The sequence below is a fragment of the Serratia myotis genome (genome assembly GCF_027474885.1).
GTDB lineage: Bacteria > Pseudomonadota > Gammaproteobacteria > Enterobacterales > Enterobacteriaceae > Serratia > Serratia proteamaculans.
Genome location: NZ_CP099707.1, coordinates 4,917,696 through 4,935,817, shown reverse-complemented (window position 1 = coordinate 4,935,817; position 18,122 = coordinate 4,917,696). Strand labels below are relative to the sequence as shown.

At 55.5% G+C, this 18,122-nt stretch carries 7 protein-coding genes and 2 pseudogenes; all 9 read left to right on the top strand.

The features are described from left to right. Positions 1 to 7 precede the first annotated feature (7 nt). The gene (tldD, locus tag NHG65_RS23210) at positions 8 to 1,453 is read left to right on the top strand and encodes a metalloprotease TldD (RefSeq protein WP_099065514.1); all 1,446 of its coding nucleotides are present in this window, start codon (positions 8 to 10) and stop codon (positions 1,451 to 1,453) included. 290 nt (positions 1,454 to 1,743) lie between these two features. Next, on the top strand, positions 1,744 to 3,417 hold the full coding sequence (locus NHG65_RS23205) for a ShlB/FhaC/HecB family hemolysin secretion/activation protein (protein WP_499182724.1): 1,674 nt from the start codon (positions 1,744 to 1,746) through the stop codon (positions 3,415 to 3,417). A 26-nt stretch (positions 3,418 to 3,443) separates the two neighbouring features. Then, on the top strand, positions 3,444 to 12,941 hold the full coding sequence (locus tag NHG65_RS23200; protein WP_499182723.1) for a hemagglutinin repeat-containing protein: 9,498 nt from the start codon (positions 3,444 to 3,446) through the stop codon (positions 12,939 to 12,941). Beyond that, positions 12,938 to 13,438: an immunity 42 family protein gene (locus tag NHG65_RS23195; RefSeq protein WP_219017077.1), complete on the top strand. Its 501-nt coding sequence runs from the start codon at positions 12,938 to 12,940 to the stop codon at positions 13,436 to 13,438. The genes NHG65_RS23200 and NHG65_RS23195 overlap by 4 nt, the downstream gene beginning before the upstream one ends. A 135-nt stretch (positions 13,439 to 13,573) precedes the next feature. Further along, positions 13,574 to 14,830, top strand: a pseudogene (locus NHG65_RS23190) (VENN motif pre-toxin domain-containing protein); the annotation flags it as partial. Between the two features lie 23 nt (positions 14,831 to 14,853). Continuing rightward, positions 14,854 to 15,495, top strand: a complete 642-nt coding sequence (locus NHG65_RS23185) for a hypothetical protein (protein WP_499182722.1) — start codon at positions 14,854 to 14,856, stop codon at positions 15,493 to 15,495. Further along, entirely contained in the window at positions 15,492 to 15,833 is a 342-nt protein-coding gene (locus NHG65_RS23180) for a hypothetical protein (RefSeq protein WP_499182721.1), read from the top strand. Before NHG65_RS23185 ends, NHG65_RS23180 begins: the two co-directional genes overlap by 4 nt. A gap of 178 nt (positions 15,834 to 16,011) precedes the next feature. Continuing rightward, positions 16,012 to 17,622: pseudogene (locus tag NHG65_RS23175) on the top strand (VENN motif pre-toxin domain-containing protein); the annotation flags it as partial. A gap of 2 nt (positions 17,623 to 17,624) precedes the next feature. Further along, positions 17,625 to 17,969 (top strand): immunity 8 family protein, encoded by a 345-nt coding sequence (locus tag NHG65_RS23170; RefSeq protein ID WP_207977319.1) that lies wholly within the window; start codon positions 17,625 to 17,627, stop codon positions 17,967 to 17,969. Positions 17,970 to 18,122 lie beyond the last annotated feature (153 nt).

Below are 18,122 nucleotides of genomic sequence, written 5' to 3'. Positions count from 1 at the left end.
AAAAATTATGAGTCTGACGTTTGTCAGTGAGCAGTTACTTGCTGCCAATAAGCTGAGCCACCAGGATCTGTTTTCCGTCCTGGGGCAACTGGCCGAACGCCGCCTCGATTATGCCGATCTCTATTTTCAGTCGAGCTACCACGAAGCCTGGGTGATTGAAGACGGCATCATCAAGGATGGCTCCTACAATATCGATCAAGGGGTCGGGGTGCGTGCCGTTAGCGGCGAGAAAACCGGCTTCGCTTATGCCGATCAGATCACCCTGAACGCCTTGCAGCAAAGCGCCCATGCGGCGCGCAGCATTGTGCGTGATATCGGCAATGGTCAGGTGCATACCCTGGGTGAAATCAGCCATAAGGCGCTGTACCCCCTGCTTGATCCGCTGCAAAGTCTGCCGCGTGAAGAGAAAATCGCCCTGTTGCACCGTGTTGACAAGGTCGCGCGTGCCGCCGACAAGCGGGTACAGGAAGTCAGTGCCAGCATCACCGGCGTGTACGAGCAGATCCTGGTGGCGGCTACCGACGGCACTCTGGCGGCGGACGTTCGCCCACTGGTTCGATTGTCAGTCAGCGTGCTGGTGGAACAAGACGGCAAGCGTGAACGTGGTTCCAGTGGTGGCGGCGGCCGTTTCGGCTATGACTATTTCCTGGAAATCGCTGATGGCGACGTCCGTGCCGATGCATACGCCAAAGAAGCGGTGCGCATGGCATTGATTAACCTTTCCGCGGTGGCGGCCCCGGCCGGCAATATGCCGGTGGTGCTGGGCGCGGGCTGGCCTGGCGTTCTGCTGCATGAAGCGGTGGGCCACGGCCTGGAAGGCGACTTCAACCGTCGCGGTACCTCGGTATTCAGCGGCCAGATGGGTCAGTTAGTGGCCTCCGAGCTTTGCACCGTGGTGGATGACGGCACCCTGCAGGGGCGTCGTGGTTCACTGGCGATCGATGACGAAGGCGTGCCAGGCCAATACAACATGCTGATTGAGAACGGTATCCTGAAAGGCTACATGCAGGACAAGCTCAATGCGCGTCTGATGGGCGTTGCGCCGACCGGCAACGGCCGCCGTGAGTCTTATGCGCACCTGCCGATGCCGCGCATGACCAACACTTACATGCTGGCGGGCAAGTCGACGCCGGAAGAGATCATTGCCAGCGTTGAATACGGCCTGTATGCGCCAAACTTTGGCGGCGGCCAGGTAGATATCACCTCTGGCAAATTTGTGTTCTCCACCACCGAAGCCTATCTGATCGAAAATGGCCGCATCACCAAGCCGGTGAAGGGCGCGACGCTGATTGGCTCCGGCATTGAGGCGATGCAACAGATTTCGATGGTCGGTAACGACCTGGCGTTGGATAAAGGCGTCGGCGTCTGCGGTAAAGAGGGGCAAAGCCTGCCGGTGGGCGTCGGCCAGCCGACCCTGAAGCTGGACACCCTGACCGTTGGCGGTACCGCGTAATACATTTCCAGGGGCCGGTTCACGGCCCCTGTTAGCCTCTTTTTTGCGGTGCTAATCGCATTAACAGCAAATTTCCTCCATCTGGCTTAAATTAAGAGTGATTCACTGTTTTTTTCTGCTAGAGAAAATCAATAAGCTACATTTACCCTTTCCAGGTGACTTTCCGCTGCCTGCTTTAGGAATGTTCGTTACTGAAGGGCCAAATCCGGGTCGCGGCTAATGGTTCGCATCTTGTTACATTCCCCGTTCTGTCGTTAAAATGCTGAAAAAACACACGGATGATCTTCTGAATGGATTCAGTTACTCAACGGCTCTCGGCCGCTTTATTGTGCATTTTATTCTCCTCCGCCACCGACGCTAACCTGCTTACCCCGGCGGATCGTGACACCATCCAACAGCAGCAGCGTGAATTGTTGGACCAAAACCAGCAGCAGCGGCAGGAACTGCAACGCAGCCTGACGCCGACCTTGCCCGTAGCCCCCGGCCCCAATGCCAGCGCGGGTGGCCCTTGCTTCACCATCAACCATATTCGGCTGGAAGGCGCGGATCACCTGCCTGCCAGTGCGCAACGCAAACTTACTCAGGATTATCTGCAGCAATGCCTGAATCTGGGGCAGATCCAAACGCTGGTACAGCAGATTTCCGACTGGTATATCAGTCGTGGCTATATCACCAGTCGGGCATTTCTGACCGAACAGGATCTGTCGCGTGGCGAGCTGCGGTTACTGGTGCTGGAAGGCAAACTGGAGAAAATCCTGCTGGAGCAGCAGGACGATCGCATGCTGAAAATGGCCTTCCCGGGCCTGCAGGGCAACATCCTTAACCTGCGTGATATCGAACAGGGCATGGAGCAGATTAACCGTCTGCGCCAGCAACCGGTGCAGATAGAAATCTTGCCCGGCAGCCAACCGGGCTTCTCGGTGGTCAATTTGAGCGCCAAACCCGAGTTTCCGCTGATGCTCGGGTTGGGGTTCGACAACAGTGGGCAAAAAAGTACCGGCACCGGGCAGATCAACGGATCGCTGACCGGCAATAACCTGCTGGGGCTGGCGGATCAATGGTTTGTCGCCGGTGCGCGCAGCAGTGATTTTGCCAACGACCATAATGCGCGCAGCGTGCAAACCGGCGTCAGCCTGCCTTACGGTTACTGGACGCTGGATTACAACTATTCCTACAGCGACTACCTGACCACCCTCAATAACCAGGGTTTTGACTGGCGATCCAGTGGCGACAGCCAGACTCATCGGCTGGGTGTTTCGCGGGTGTTGTTCCGTGACGGCGAAATGAAAACCGGCATGTCGCTCGGGCTGACGCACCGTATCAATCGCAATTATCTCAACGATACCCGGCTGGAAAGCAGCAGCCGCAAACTGACCAGCGTTACGCTGGGCGTCAGCCATAGCCAAAAACTGCTGGGCGGTTTCGCCACTCTGAACCCGGCCTACAGCCGTGGTGTGCCCTGGCTGGGCGCGGAAAATGACAGCGAAAAAGTCAAAGAAGCCCCCCGGGCCGAGTTTCACAAGCTTTCGCTTTCCGGCAGCTATTACCTGCCGCTGGGGCAGGAGTGGACCTATCTCACCAGTTTATACAGTCAGTGGAGCAACCACCGTTTGTACGGCAGCGAACGTCTGACGATTGGCGGCGAGAGCTCGGTGCGCGGCTTCAAAGAGCAATACCTTTCCGGCGACAAGGGCGGCTACTGGCGTAACGAGGTGAACCGCTCGCTGGTGACACTGCCCTACCTCGGCAGCATTAACGCCCTGGCGGCGGTGGACGGCGGCTATCTGCATCACGATACGCTGGACGCCAACGCCTCCGGCACGCTGTGGGGCGGTGCCGTAGGGCTGGGCAGCCGTAACCGCTACTTCAGCAGCCAACTGACCCTCGGTTGGCCACTGGCTTATCCCGACTGGCTGAAACCGGATCGGGTCTCGGTTTATTACCGGGTCAATATCGTACTTTAACGCTAATGCACAGGAAGGTTTCAAGGATGAAGCGCCAAAATAATCAACCGCTTAAAGCTCATCAGCGTCTGTTGAGCTACACCCTGTGCATCTTGCTTGCCGGGCAGCCGCTGCTGCCGGCGCTGGCCGAAGGCATCAACGTGGCCGAGGGTAATACCCGGGTCGATCAGGCTGCCAATGGCGTGCCTGTGGTCAATATCGCCACGCCGAATCAGGCCGGTATTTCTCATAATAAATACAACGATTTCAACGTTGGCAAAGAGGGGATGATCCTCAACAACGCCACCGGTCAGCTCAACCAGAGCCAGCTTGGCGGCCTGATTCAGAACAACCCCAACCTGCAGGCCGGTAAAGAAGCGCAGGGAATCATCAATGAGGTGGTAGCACCCAACCCTTCACAGCTGCGCGGCTACCTGGAGGTGGCGGGCAAGCAGGCCAGAGTGATGGTGGCTAACCCCTATGGCATCACCTGCGACGGCTGTGGCTTTATCAATACCCCCAACGCAACGCTGACCACCGGCAAGCCGGTGCTGGACGCCGACGGCAAGCTGCAGGCGCTGGAAGTGACCCAGGGAGCGATCACTATTCAGGGCAAGGGGCTGAATGCCGGCAACAGCGACAAATTCGCCCTGATCGCTCGCGCTACCGCGATCAACGCGGAACTGCATGCCAAAGATCTCAGCATTACGCTCGGTGCCAATCGGGTGGATGCGACAGGCAAGGCCACGGCGATCGCCGGTCAGGGGGAAGTTCCCAAAATCGCCATCGATACCGGTGCGCTGGGCGGTATGTACGCCAACCGTATTCATTTGGTGTCCAGTGAAAAAGGGGTGGGGGTTAACCTCGGCAATCTCACCGCGCGTGAAGGCGATATTCAACTGGAGGCCAATGGTCAACTGCGGCTGAACAACACGCTGGCACAGGGCAACCTGAATGCCACGGCGGCGAGCATCACGCTGAGCGGCAAGCATAAGGCGGAGCAGGCGCTTACCCTGAACAGCCGTGGCGATATCGCTATGGAGCAGGCCACGCTGAGCGCCAAAGGCGATATGAACCTGACCGCTGCAGGCAAACTGCAGGCGGGCAAAGCCGATACGGACGGCCGCTTGCAGTTGAATGCCGCCAGCCTGAGCAGTGATAAAAACAGCAGCCTGACGGCCGAAGGGGATATTGACCTGACGCTCAGCGGCGACGGCAACTGGCAGGGTACCCTGACCGCCGGACGCGATCTGCACTTGCAGACCCATCATCTGACCAACAGCGGCCAACTGGCTGCCAATCACGACAGCCGCCTCAAGACACAGAACCTGACCAACTCCGGTCTGATACAGGCACAGGGCACGCAGAACCTGACCAGTACCCAACTCAATAACCCGGGGCAGTTGAAAGCGGGCGGTGTGCAGACCATCACCGCCAACGGTGTCGATAATCAGGGGACGATCACTTCCCAACAGCAGCTCGATCTGCGGGTGCGCGACAAGCTTAATGTCGGTGGCTCACTGTCTGCTGATGGCTTGTTAACGGTACAGGCTGGCGAGTTTTTGTTGGCCGGAAAAGCCAACGGCAAGCAGGGTATTACCCTGGACCACACCGGCGTGCTGAAGACTGAGCTGGGTTCATCATTGCTGAGCGACAGCAATATCACCCTCACCGCTGATGACGTGCAACTCGGCGGGCTGCTTTCCAGTGAGCAAGGCCTGACGCTGGAAACGCCAAAACTGCTGTCTACCGCCGGCGCCCGCACCCAGTCCAAACAGGACATGACGCTCAAGGTTGCGCAAGACGCGCAGTTGGCCGGCGTGTTCAACACGCTGGGGGATTTGAAGTTTTCTGCCGCCACTGCGCATAACAGCGGTGACATTGGCGCCAGGTCGCTGGATCTGACATTCACTAAAACCTTCAACAACGCCGGTAAGTTTGAGGCGGAAAATACAATAACCCTCACCACGCCATCGTTGATAAATTCGGGGGTGATGGTCGCCAAAGGTATCGAACTCAATGCCGACAGTCTGGACAACAGCGGACGACTGCAGGCGTGGGAAAACGCGAATATCACCAGTAAAGATCTGCAAAACCGCCTGGCGGGCCAGTTGTTGGCCGGTGGCACACTGACGCTGCAGGGCACTGAGCTAAACAATGCCGGCAAGCTGCAAGGCAAGACCGTAGATATTGACGTTCAGCGTTGGGACAACACCGGCAGCGCGCTGGGCGATGACGGCTTAACCGCCGTGGTTGGGTTGACGCTGGAAAACAGCGGGCAACTGCTGAGTGAAGGGCCGATGAAACTGACGGCAGCCACGCTGAACAACGACGGTAAAATACTGAGCGAAGGCGCGTTAGCGCTTTCGGCGGACAGCGTCAGCAATCAGGGGGAAGCGCAAGGTGCGACCACCCACGTTACCGCCAAATCGCTGACCAACAGCGGCAACCTGATTGGCATACAAAAGCTGGTGTTGCAGCTGGAAAAGGATCTGAACAACGCCATCGGTGGCAAGTTGCTTAGCGACGGTGAACTCACGGCCAACGCGGCGACGGTGAATAACAGCGGATTATGGGATAGTGGGAGTATTACGCTGACGGCTCAGCAACTGGATCATAAAGGCACGTTGCAGGCGGACAAAGAGATCTTGCTGGATCTGAGCGGCAGTCTTACTGCTGATGCGGGTAGCAAGATCTTCTCCAATGGCAAGGCGGACCTGACGGCGCTGTCTTTGGACAACCAGGGCCATATACAGGCCGATGAACTGAAATTGAACGCCACAGACCTGACCAACAGCGGCAGGCTGCAGGGGCAAACCCACCTCGAGGCCAAGCTGAGCGGTGTATTCAATAACCTGGCAGGCGGTAACCTGCGCAGTCTGGGAACCTTGCGGCTGGAGGCGGCGGAGCTAAATAACGTCGGGCATCTGCAGGGCGATGGCAGCAGCGTGCTGCAGTTGGATCGTCAGTTGACCAACTCCGGCAACCTTAAGGTGGGCGGTGCGTTGAGCCTGAAAGCAGCGACGCTGATCAACAGCGGCTGGCTGCAAGCCAACAGGCTGACGTTCAACGGTACCCGTTTGGATAACAGCGGCACATTGAGCACCACCGGCGATAACCAGCTGACGCTCGATAGTCTGAATAATAAGGGCACGCTGCAGGGCGGTAATTTAATCCTGCAAGCGGACAGCCTGGATAACAGCGGTACGCTGCTGGCGACGAGCCAGATGAGTCTCAAAGTGCGGCAGGTAGATAACCAAAAGAGCGGCAAGCTGTTGAGCGGTGGCGATATGACACTGGCAAGCAGCCTGCTGAATCAGTACGGCCAACTGGTGGCACTGGGCAACATGACGCTGACGCTGAAGGACGCCTTTACCCAGAATGGCACTCTGGCGGCTGGCAAAGCGCTGGCCCTGACCAGTGACGGCGATATTCTGCTGCAAGGCACCACTCAGGGCCAGGGTGTCGATGTGCGCAGTGGCGGCCAATTAACCAACGCCGGCACCTTGCGCGGCGGTAGCGGCGAAATGCGCCTCGAAGCCGCCGGGATCACGCAAAATGCCGATGCCAGCCTGCAGTCGGGCGGATTGGTGCAGTTGTTGAGCCGTGGCGACATTAGCAATAACGGCTTTATCGGCACCGCCGGTGATCTGCTGTTGAGTGCCGCTAACCAATTGATCAACAGCGGCATGTTGTACGCCGGTGGCGATATGAAGTTACTGGCGGATCACATCACTAACCAGCGCGGCGACATTCTGGCAGGCAAAGACCTGTGGATGCAGAAAGATGCCGACGGCAAGGCCAACAGCCAGATCGTCAACACCTCCGGCACCATAGAAACCGAAACCGGCGATATTCATATCAACACCGCGCATCTGCTTAATCAGCGCGATGGGCTAAAAACCTCGGTTACGCAGGAAGATCTGACCAAAAAATACGACTGGCTGAACGGCGCCACTGCCAGCATCCCGCTGAGCTTCTTTGACGATGACGAGTACGGCTACTACACCGTAGATACCATGCGTCAAATGGCGGGGGATGCTGCACGTGAAGTGTACAAGAGGTATACCTACGCCTCGCCGTATGCCACGACCAAAGAGATGGCGCTGTCGACCAGTAAAGTAACGGTCAGCAGTGATGGCGGCGCGGGACGCATTGCCGCCGGTCGTAACATGACGCTGAATGCCACCACGTTGGATAACCTGGCCAGCGATATTCTGGCCAATGGAGATATTGCGCTCACCGGCAGCACGCTGAACAACCAGTCATGGGCTGCGGGTACAGAAACGCGCTATCAAACCTATACCTATCAAAAACCGCCGTTGCCGGGATCGGATAATAAGCCGAAGGTATCTGCTGTATCTGCAATCAATGACTACGCCAAAGGGAAAATTGACGACAAGAATATCCACTATAAAGCCAGCGGAGAGGTGCGCACTGAACGCACCGACGACGGAGTCTATCGTTCGGTTATTCAGGCTGGTGGTGCAGTCAATGCCAGCTTTACCGACGATATCAGCAATACCACGCTGACCCCGAACGCCGGTAGCCTCAGCCATACCCTGACCCGACCCACGTTGGACAGCCTGCAGCAGCCTGACGCCGTCAGCGGCGTAGAACAGCAAGCGTTGGCGAAGGATCAAAGCGTCGTTTTCGGCACGCCGGAGTGGAAAGACAATCTGCAGGCGGCGCTCGGTACCCTCGGCAATAACGCCGTAGACTTGTCAGATTACCCACTGCCAAGCGGTGGCAATGGCCGCTTTGTCGTCACTGAGGATCCGAGCAGCCCCTATCTGATCACCACCAACCCCAAACTGGACGGCCTGGGCCAGTTGGACAACAGCCTGTTCGACGATCTCTATGCCATGCTGGGCCAACAGCCGGGCGTTGCCCCGCGTGAAAGCGACAGCCGTTTCACCGATGAAAAGCAGTTTATCGGTTCGGCCTATTTCCTCGACCGCCTGAAATTAAACCCAGATTACGACTACCGCTTCCTGGGGGATGCGGCGTTCGATACCCGTTACATCAGCAACGCGATGCTCAGCCAAACCGGCCAGCGCTATCTTAACGGCGTCGGTTCCGAACTGGCACAGATGCAGCAACTGATCGACAACGCGGCACGGGCGCAGAGCGGCCTGAATCTGCAGTTTGGCATCAGCCTGACACCGGCACAGGTTTCACAGCTGGATCACAGCATCGTCTGGTGGGAGAAGGTGGCGGTCAACGGCCAGACGGTACTGGCACCCAAACTCTATTTGGCCAAAGGTGACGTCGCCCCACTGAGCGGCAGCGTGATTGCCGGCAACAAGGTTAACCTGAACGGTGGCAGCATCCGCAACGACGCCAGCACGCTGCAGGGCGGCGAGCGCCTGAACGTCAATAGTCAGGCGGGCATCAGCAACCTTAATCAGGGGATGATCGACGCTACCGGTGGGCTGAAGTTGAATGCTATCGGTGATATCAGCAATATCGGCTCAACCATCAGCGGTCAGCGTGTCCAGCTTGCAAGCCAGGACGGCAGCATTATCAATAAAACTCAGACCCGCCAGTGGGATGCCACCGGAACCCAGGGTGGCCAATCGCTGACGCTGTCGCGCACGGAAGTCGGTGATACTGCCGTGATCCGCGCCGGAGATACATTGAACATGCAGGCCGGTAACAATATTGATGTTACCGGGGCGCAGGTTACCTCTGGCGGTGCCATGGATCTGCGGGCGGGCGGTGACGTCAACCTGCTTGCCAATAACACCTCTCGCGTCGACAAGTCTGACGGCGGCCGTTGGGGTGGTGGGCTAAAAGAAAGTGAAACCCATGGCAGCCTGGCCACTGAAATCAGCGCGGGTGGGCCACTAAACGTCAGTGCCGGGCAGGATCTGAACCTGGCCGCCAGCCAAATCGGCAGCAAGGGCGATGCGGCATTAACAGCCGGACGTGACATCAATCTGCAAACCGCCGAACAGGGGAGTCGTCAGAAAACCGACGGCAGTGAGCACATCAGCAGTGGCGCGACGCGTAGCACCCTCACCAGCGGCGGTGATCTGCAGTTGCAGGCTGGTCGCGACCTGAATTCACAGGCCGCGGCGCTGGTGGCAGACAACGACGTCGGCCTGCGGGCCGGGCGTGACGTTAACCTCAATACCCAGCAAAGCCGGGAATACCAGGAAAGCCACGGCGGCCGCCAACAGCGGGTGAATGAGTCCATACGCCAGCAGGGCACGGAAATCGCCAGCGGCGGCGACACTCGCATTCAGGCCGGACGGGACGCGACCCTCAACGCCACCCAGGCCCAGGCCAGCGGTGACGTGGCGGTGAGCGCCGGGCGTGATATCGCGCTCAATAGCGCCACCGAAAGCGACTACAGCTTCTTCGAAGAGACCAAGGTCAAAAAAGGACTGATGTCCAAAACCACCACCCATACGGTGGAAGAGGACTATGCCACCCACGAGAAAGGTGCACTGCTGAGCGGCAACAACGTCTCGCTCAACGCCGGTAATGACCTGAAGGTGCAAGGCTCGACGGTAGTCGGTGACGGCAAGGTGAACCTGCAGGCGGGCAATAACGTCGATATTGTGGCGGCGACCGAGGAACAATCCAGCTACCGACTGAACGAGAAAAAAACCAGCGGCGTGTTCAGCGGCGGCGGCATCGGTGTGACCTTCGGCAGCAAATCTTCCCGCCATCAGTTGAACGAAGACGGCACTACCCAAAGCCAGAGCGTCAGCACCATAGGTTCAACCGGTGGCGACGTGAATATCGTGGCCGGCGGCAAGGCGCATATCGGTGGCGCGGACGTGATTGCGGATAAGAACCTGTCGGTGACGGGAGATAGCGTGCAGATCGATCCGGGCCAGGATATTCGCCGTCGTGATGAAACTTTTGAGCAGAAGCAGAGCGGCCTGAGCCTTGCCTTGTCCGGTACGGTAGGCAGCGCCATCAACAGTGCGGTGACCACCGCCCAGCAGGCGAAGCAGGAGACCGACGGGCGACTGGCGGCATTGCAGGGTACCAAAGCAGCCTTGTCCGGCGTGCAGGCGGTTCAGGCAGGGCAACAGGCAACGCTTGGCAATACCGATACCGAAGAAGGCAGCATGGTCGGCATCAGTATCTCGCTGGGTGCCCAGAAATCGTCGTCGAAGCAGCATCAGGAGCAAACTGCCGTTACCGGTTCCTCGCTCACTGCCGGCAATAACTTGCAGTTGACGGCTACCGGCAAAGGCAACACGGCCGACAGCGGCGATATTGCCGTGGTGGGCAGCCAGCTAAAAGCGGGGGGAGACACCACCCTGAATGCCGAGCGGGATGTGCTGTTGTTGGGTGCCGCCAATACGCAGAAGACCGAGGGCAGCAACAAGAGCAGCGGCGGTAATATCGGCGTCAGTATTGGCGTGGGACAACAGACCGGATTGAGCGTGTTCGCCAATGCCAACAAGAGCCAGGGTAGCGAGCATGGCGATGGCACGTTCTGGAGTGAAGCGACGATAGACAGTGGCGGTACGCTGTCGATGCACAGTGGTCGGGACACCCTGCTGTCGGGGGCCCAGGCCAGTGGCGAAACGGTGAAGGTGGATGCCGGACGTAACCTGACGTTGCAAAGCCAGCAGGATAGCGATAACTACGACGCCAAGCAGACCAGCGTCAGTGGCGGTGTCAGCGTGGCCATCATCGGCGCGGGTGGCTCCGCCAGCCTGAGCATGAGCCGTGACAAGCTGCACAGCAATTATGACAGCGTGCAGGAGCAAACCGGTCTGTTTGCCGGCAAGGGCGGCTATGATGTTAAGGTTGGCGAACATACGCAGTTGGACGGTGCAGTCATTGCCAGCACCGCCACGGCGGATAAGAACCGTCTTGATACCGGCACACTGGGCTTCAGCGATATCCATAATCAGGCGGATTTCAAGGCCGAGCACCAGGGGGGGAGTATCAGCAGCGGCGGCCCGGTGGGGTCAGATCTGCTGACCAATCTGGCAGGCGCAGCCCTTTCCGGTGCAGGTAATAAAGGGCACGCAGAAGGCACCACGCAGGCGGCGGTGTCGGGCGGTAGCGTGGTTATTCGTGACCAGGCCAATCAAAAGCAGGATGTTAATCAGCTCAGCCGGGATACCGAGAACGCCAATGGCAGTATCGGGCCGATATTCGACAAGGAGAAAGAGCAGAATAGGCTGAAGCAGGCGCAGCTGATTGGCGAAATAGCCGGGCAGACAATGGATGTTATCCGCACTCAGGGTGATATCAATGGGCTGAAGGCGGCGAAAGCGGCCAATCCGACTGAAAAAGACGTCAAGGTGCTGCGTAATAGCGATGCCTATAAAAAGGCGATGGAAAGCTATGGCACCGGCAGCGATATGCAAAGAGCCGCGCAGGCGGTAACGGGGGCATTGCAGGCTCTGGCGGGGAACAATCTGGCCGGGGCTCTGGCGAGCGGTACGGCACCTTATCTGGCGAGAGAAATCAAAGCGCGTATCGGTGATGACAATGTAGCCGCCAACGCGATGGCACATGCGGTGCTGGGTGCGATAGCTGCGCAGTTAAACAACCAGTCAGCGGTAGCCGGAGCGGTGGGTGCCGGTGGTGGCGAACTGGTAGCGCGAGTAATACTGAGTGAGATGTTCCAGGGCCGTAAAATCTCGGACCTGACAGAAAGCGAGAAACAGCAGGTGAGTGCGCTGAGCCAACTGGCCGCAGGGCTGGCGGGCGGTCTCGCTGCAGACAGCAGCGCAGGCGTGGTGACAGGTTCGCAAGCCGCTAAGAATGCGGTGGAGAATAACTATCTGAGCAGCAAGCAGATAGATAGCTGGTCAGTTGAAATGAAGTCATGTCAGGCTTCCGGCGGTGACTGTGCCGGCGTGATTAAGAAATACGAAGAGATGAGTACCGCCCAACAGAAACAGTTAATCAGTGAATGTTCTGCCAACCCGGCATCATGCCAGCAGAAATATGGTGACGTACTGACCGACAGCCTGGCGGTGAAACAAGCCATAGATCGAGCTATGGGTGAAGATATCCCGATCAAGATGGTTTACGATCTAACCGCGACCTTTGCGCAGCAGATGCAGGTTGAAGGTGTTGTAGCGACGAATAAAGTCTCGGAAGCGTTGCAAAAAGAGTACGGTCTGGATGAAGTGCAGGCGGGTATTATTGCCAGTACAGCGGCTTCGGCGTTTGGGGGGATTAATAAGGCTGGTAAACATTCATCTGGAATTAAAGATAATAGATTACCAATCCCCGAAGCAACAGTCGCAAAAAATGGATTTAAAATTGAATCGAATCCTAAACATACACTAGGTGCGCCTGGTTCCAGACCTAGTGCAGGAGTGGAGCCAAAGAGTTCTTTAGCGCTTTTCGAGAATTCGATTGCTACAAAAGATCCTAAGATAAGATTATCAATTGATAGTAATGGTAATATTCATCGATTCTTTAATACTAGCAAAGATGGCTCTGGTACTTATCATTGGAGTGGCAGCACCGGTGATGGTAAAAATGCTTTAGGCAACAGAGAATTAGGTAGTTTTAATAAAGAAATCAAAGAATTAAAGGGCAAAAAATGATCTTTGGACAACCTTTTGAATTTGCTGTTTTTTATGAGGTTTTAGAAAAAACAGAGGATAATTACTGGAAGTATGGACTTTTTGGATTTTTTATTGAGGATGAAATATATCCATCGAGAGGATCAAACTATACATTACATATGGCTATGAATTATTTAAAAGATAGTCAGCAAGAAATAAATAGTTGCAAGAGTGCCGGATTGGCCTTGTCAGGAAGTGCTTCTGAGTTGATAACGCAGTTGGCTCATTCACATGGAATGCTTCTTGATAGTGATCCTGATGATCTGGAATTACCTGATTCTGAAGCGTTAGGCGTGTTTTTAAGCCCTCTTGAAATATCAGACGTCGGCTTCTATTTATTTTATTATCCTAAAGATAATGACGAAGAGTATTTAGTATATAGTTCAGATTATGGCAGCACTGCTAAAAAAACCATTTTAAAGAAAGGGACGGTCAATAGCGTGCTCGAAAAACTTCCCAATCAAGACGCTATATAGAAATAAAATCCCGCCTTAATCACAGCGGGATTTTACTATTTATACCAGTCAGTTACCCCTCGGCTGCCAGCCGGATAATCAACTGTCCCGGTTCGGTGATCATCTCGATCCGTTGCTCGGTGGTAAAGCCCAGTTATTGCCGTGGTGGGTAGCCAGCTAAAAGCGGGGGGAGACACCACCCTGAATGCCGAGAGGGATGTGCTGTTGTTGGGTGCCGCCAATACGCAGAAGACCGAAGGCAGCAACAAGACCAGCGTCAGTGGTGGCGTCAGCGTAGCCATCATCGGTGCGGGTGGCTCCGCCAGCCTGAGCATGAGCCGTGACAAGCTGCACAGCAATTATGACAGCGTGCAGGAGCAAACCGGTCTGTTTGCCGGCAAGGGCGGCTATGATGTTAAGGTTGGCGAACATACGCAGTTGGACGGTGCAGTCATTGCCAGCACCGCCACGGCGGATAAGAACCGTCTTGATACCGGCACACTGGGCTTCAGCGATATCCATAATCAGGCGGATTTCAAGGCCGAGCACCAGGGGGGGAGTATCAGCAGCGGCGGCCCGGTGGGGTCAGATCTGCTGACCAATCTGGCAGGCGCAGCCCTTTCCGGTGCAGGTAATAAAGGGCACGCAGAAGGCACCACGCAGGCGGCGGTGTCGGGCGGTAGCGTGGTCATTCGGGATCAGGCCAATCAAAAACAGGATGTTAATCAGCTCAGCCGGGATACCGAGAACGCCAATGGCAGTATCGGGCCGATATTCGACAAGGAGAAAGAGCAGAACCGGCTGAAGCAGGCGCAGCTGATTGGCGAGATAGCCGGGCAGACAATGGATGTTATCCGCACTCAGGGTGATATCAATGGGCTGAAGGCGGCGAAAGCGGCCAATCCGACTGAAAAAGACGTCAAGGTGCTGCGTAACAGTGACGCCTATAAAAAGGCGATGGAAAGCTATGGCACCGGCAGCGATATGCAAAGAGCCGCGCAGGCGGTAACGGGGGCATTGCAGGCTCTGGCGGGGAACAATCTGGCCGGGGCTCTGGCGAGCGGTACGGCACCTTATCTGGCGAGAGAAATCAAAGCGCGTATCGGTGATGACAGCGTAGCCGCCAACGCGATGGCGCATGCGGTGCTGGGTGCGATAGCCGCGCAGTTAAACAACCAGTCAGCGGTAGCCGGAGCGGTGGGTGCAGGCGGTGGCGAACTGGTAGCGCGAGTAATACTGAGTGAGATGTTCCAGGGCCGTAAAATCTCGGACCTGACAGAAAGCGAGAAACAGCAGGTGAGCGCGCTGAGTCAACTGGCCGCAGGGCTGGCGGGCGGTCTCGCTGCAGACAGCAGCGCAGGCGTGGTGACAGGTTCGCAAGCCGCTAAGAATGCGGTGGAGAATATGCGCTAAGTGCCAATGACTTCGGTAAGGGCATGGCGGATTACGGCCAATCAGTACAGTCCTACGCGCAATATGCTCAGGATAAGAATCTACCGCCGGAACAGGTACAAGCTGACCTTGCTCGAATGGTGAAAGGTGATTTGCCAGAAAGTGCGGATATTATCAAAGCCATCCTGAGCAACAAACCTGGCTCCGATACCGTCATGGCATTGCTGACAGCGCAAGAAGCGAAGGATTATGCGTTGGCGCTGTTGACGTCAATCCCGGCAGAAAAAGCGTTGTCTGTAGTGAGTAAAGGCGCGACTGTTATCAGCAATAAGATGCTGATCAGTGCGGCGGAGAAGATCTCTACAGCGAAAGCGGGAACGCAGTTTACAGCGCCAAGAGATTTGAATGAGCAGGTATTGTGGAATCAGGTAAAGGATAATCCGGCAAATGGAGTGAAGTTCTCCGATAAAGGATTAAGTCTAAATTCTGATCCGCGTTTTCCCAAGTCTGTTGGTTTTGAAAAAATGACGGCTATGCAACGCTTGAGTGATGGAAGCCCAATCGAGATTCATTACCAATATAATTCGATTACTGGTAAAGCTTACGATATGAAAATTGTAACGCCTCAACGTACAACAACTAATCCATCTGATGTTATCAACTCAGTAAAGGAGAAAGTCAGATGAAAGTTAGAGATGCATGGGTGGGAGATATAATTGATATATTTGGTATTTATTGGGTCTTATCAGTGGATAGATCATGTACTGAAACGATCCTTCTAGGATTGCCAAAAAAAAACGGTGGGTTAGTGCCTTATCGAATTACTGGAAAACTAGTTGATAAGGTTGAAATTATAGATTCATCCATTCCTGATGGTTTTATTTATTATCATTCAGGTATTTATCACAGAGCATTAATTGAAGAAAATCTATTAGATGATCTTCGTGAATATGACGAAACTGCCTATAAGCGGTTCCTCGAGATCCTGAAAGCAGAAGGTCGTGTAGATCAGGACTTTTATTAATCGTTGAATAGCTGTCCCACCCCGGCCAACTGGCCGGGGTGGGACAGCTATCAAGCCCTAAATCCTGCCCCATCTCGCCGTTGCAGTCGGATCACCCCGGGTGCGGCGGTGACTTCCAGTTGTTCGGCGTCGGTGATGCCGGATCCGCTTAGCCAGTCGCCACCAATCACCAGTTCGCCATGCCGAAGGCACCACGCAGGCGGCGGTGTCGGGCGGTAGCGTGGTTATTCGGGATCAGGCCAATCAAAAGCAGGATGTCAATCAGCTCAGCCGGGATACCGAGAACGCCAATGGCAGTATCGGGCCGATATTCGACAAGGAGAAAGAGCAGAATAGGCTGAAGCAGGCGCAGCTGATTGGCGAAATAGCCGGGCAGACAATGGATGTTATCCGCACTCAGGGTGATATCAATGGGCTGAAGGCGGCGAAAGCGGCCAATCCGACTGAAAAAGACGTCAAGGTGCTGCGTAACAGTGACGCCTATAAAAAGGCGATGGAAAGCTATGGCACCGGCAGCGATATGCAAAGAGCCGCGCAGGCGGTAACGGGGGCATTGCAGGCTCTGGCGGGGAACAATCTGGCCGGGGCTCTGGCGAGCGGTACGGCACCTTATCTGGCGAGAGAAATCAAAGCGCGTATCGGTGATGACAACGTAGCCGCCAACGCGATGGCACATGCGGTGCTGGGTGCAATAGCTGCGCAGTTAAACAACCAGTCAGCGGTAGCCGGAGCGGTGGGTGCCGGTGGTGGCGAACTGGTCGCGCGAGTAATACTGAGTGAGATGTTCCAGGGCCGTAAAATCTCGGACCTGACCGAAAGCGAGAAACAGCAGGTGAGCGCGCTGAGCCAACTGGCCGCAGGGCTGGCGGGCGGTCTCGCTGCAGACAGCAGCGCAGGCGTGGTGACAGGTTCGCAAGCCGCTAAGAATGCGCTGGAGAATAACTCACTGTCGGGAGATCATGCCCGCGAATCTGTTAAACAGATTGCCGGAAATATGAAGGATCAGGTCAGGGGTAAGCTGGGTGAAGGTACACTATCGTCCATCGTTAACAGTGTTATCGGTGCGGCAGCAGACTCAGGCGATGCGTTGCTTGGCGCAGCGGATTATGGTGCCGATGGGGCGATGGCTCTCACCTCATGCGCAATGGGCGATAGCTACTGTACCCAAGCATTAAGCGATCTGTCAGGTAAGAATCAGGCTGCCGCGGATACTCTGAAAGCCTTGATGAAGAGTGATACCTGGTCAGCGGTAGCAGACACGGTAAAGCAGGCGTATCAGGGAAATCAGGTAGCGTTGGAAGCTACAGGTGGAATGCTTGCCGGTATTATATTACCCGGTAAGAAGGTGCCGGGTGGAACGGTTGCATCTGATGCGAGTAAGGCGGAATCAACAGCAGCTAAAGCTACCGGTGGAGCGGAGAATATAGCCACCTACCCGAAGCTAAAAGACGATCTGGTACTGCAAAATCTGAACAATATTGCGAAGCAGGATCCGAGGCTGGAAATCGCTATTAAAGGTGATGGATCAGGTAAAAAAGACTTCTCTATGGGGAAAGGATCCAGCGCTGAAGCTGATAGGCTAGGTAAAATATGGCTAGGCGATGGAGCAAAAAAAACTAGCGGGGGTAGTTGGATTAGCGCTGATGGAACTCGTGGGTATCGGCCACCTTCAGCTAAAGACTCTCCTTTCGCTACAACGGGTACACAAGCAAACTTTGAAACTTATGAAATCAACTCGTCAGGTAAGTCAGTCAAAGTTGGAAATGGTCATCTGAATATTTTGGATTAAAAATGAAAGCAGTACTTAAAAATATTGATTGTGTTCACCATGAATTCATTGCTTATCAGCCTGCGGTTGACGAAATAGCAATAACTTTAACCCTGACGATAGGTACTTCTGATTCGTTAGGTGGAGACAACTTTGATCTTTTTATCTGCACCCCAGAATGGCTCTGTAAGCATCAGTGGTTGCCGGAACTGATGCGTCACACGCTTTTGGTACGTAGATATGATTTGGATGAGATAACCAAAACCATCACAGATTACATCGACCAGTGCGAAGGCAGTGACTGGATGGAGATAGCTCAAAAGCTCTCCCGCGCCTTTGCCTGGGAATATGAAGATTATCAACCTTAACAGGGAGCCCCGGCTATTGGCCGGGGTTCTTGTCTCTATGCACTAAATCCCCCAAAGCTGTAATGGCAGCGGCTGACACCGCTGCCATGATGTGACGTTGGTGCTATTTAACGGAGTTGGGGAAATGGCCTAACGTGCTGGAAAAGCGCGCCG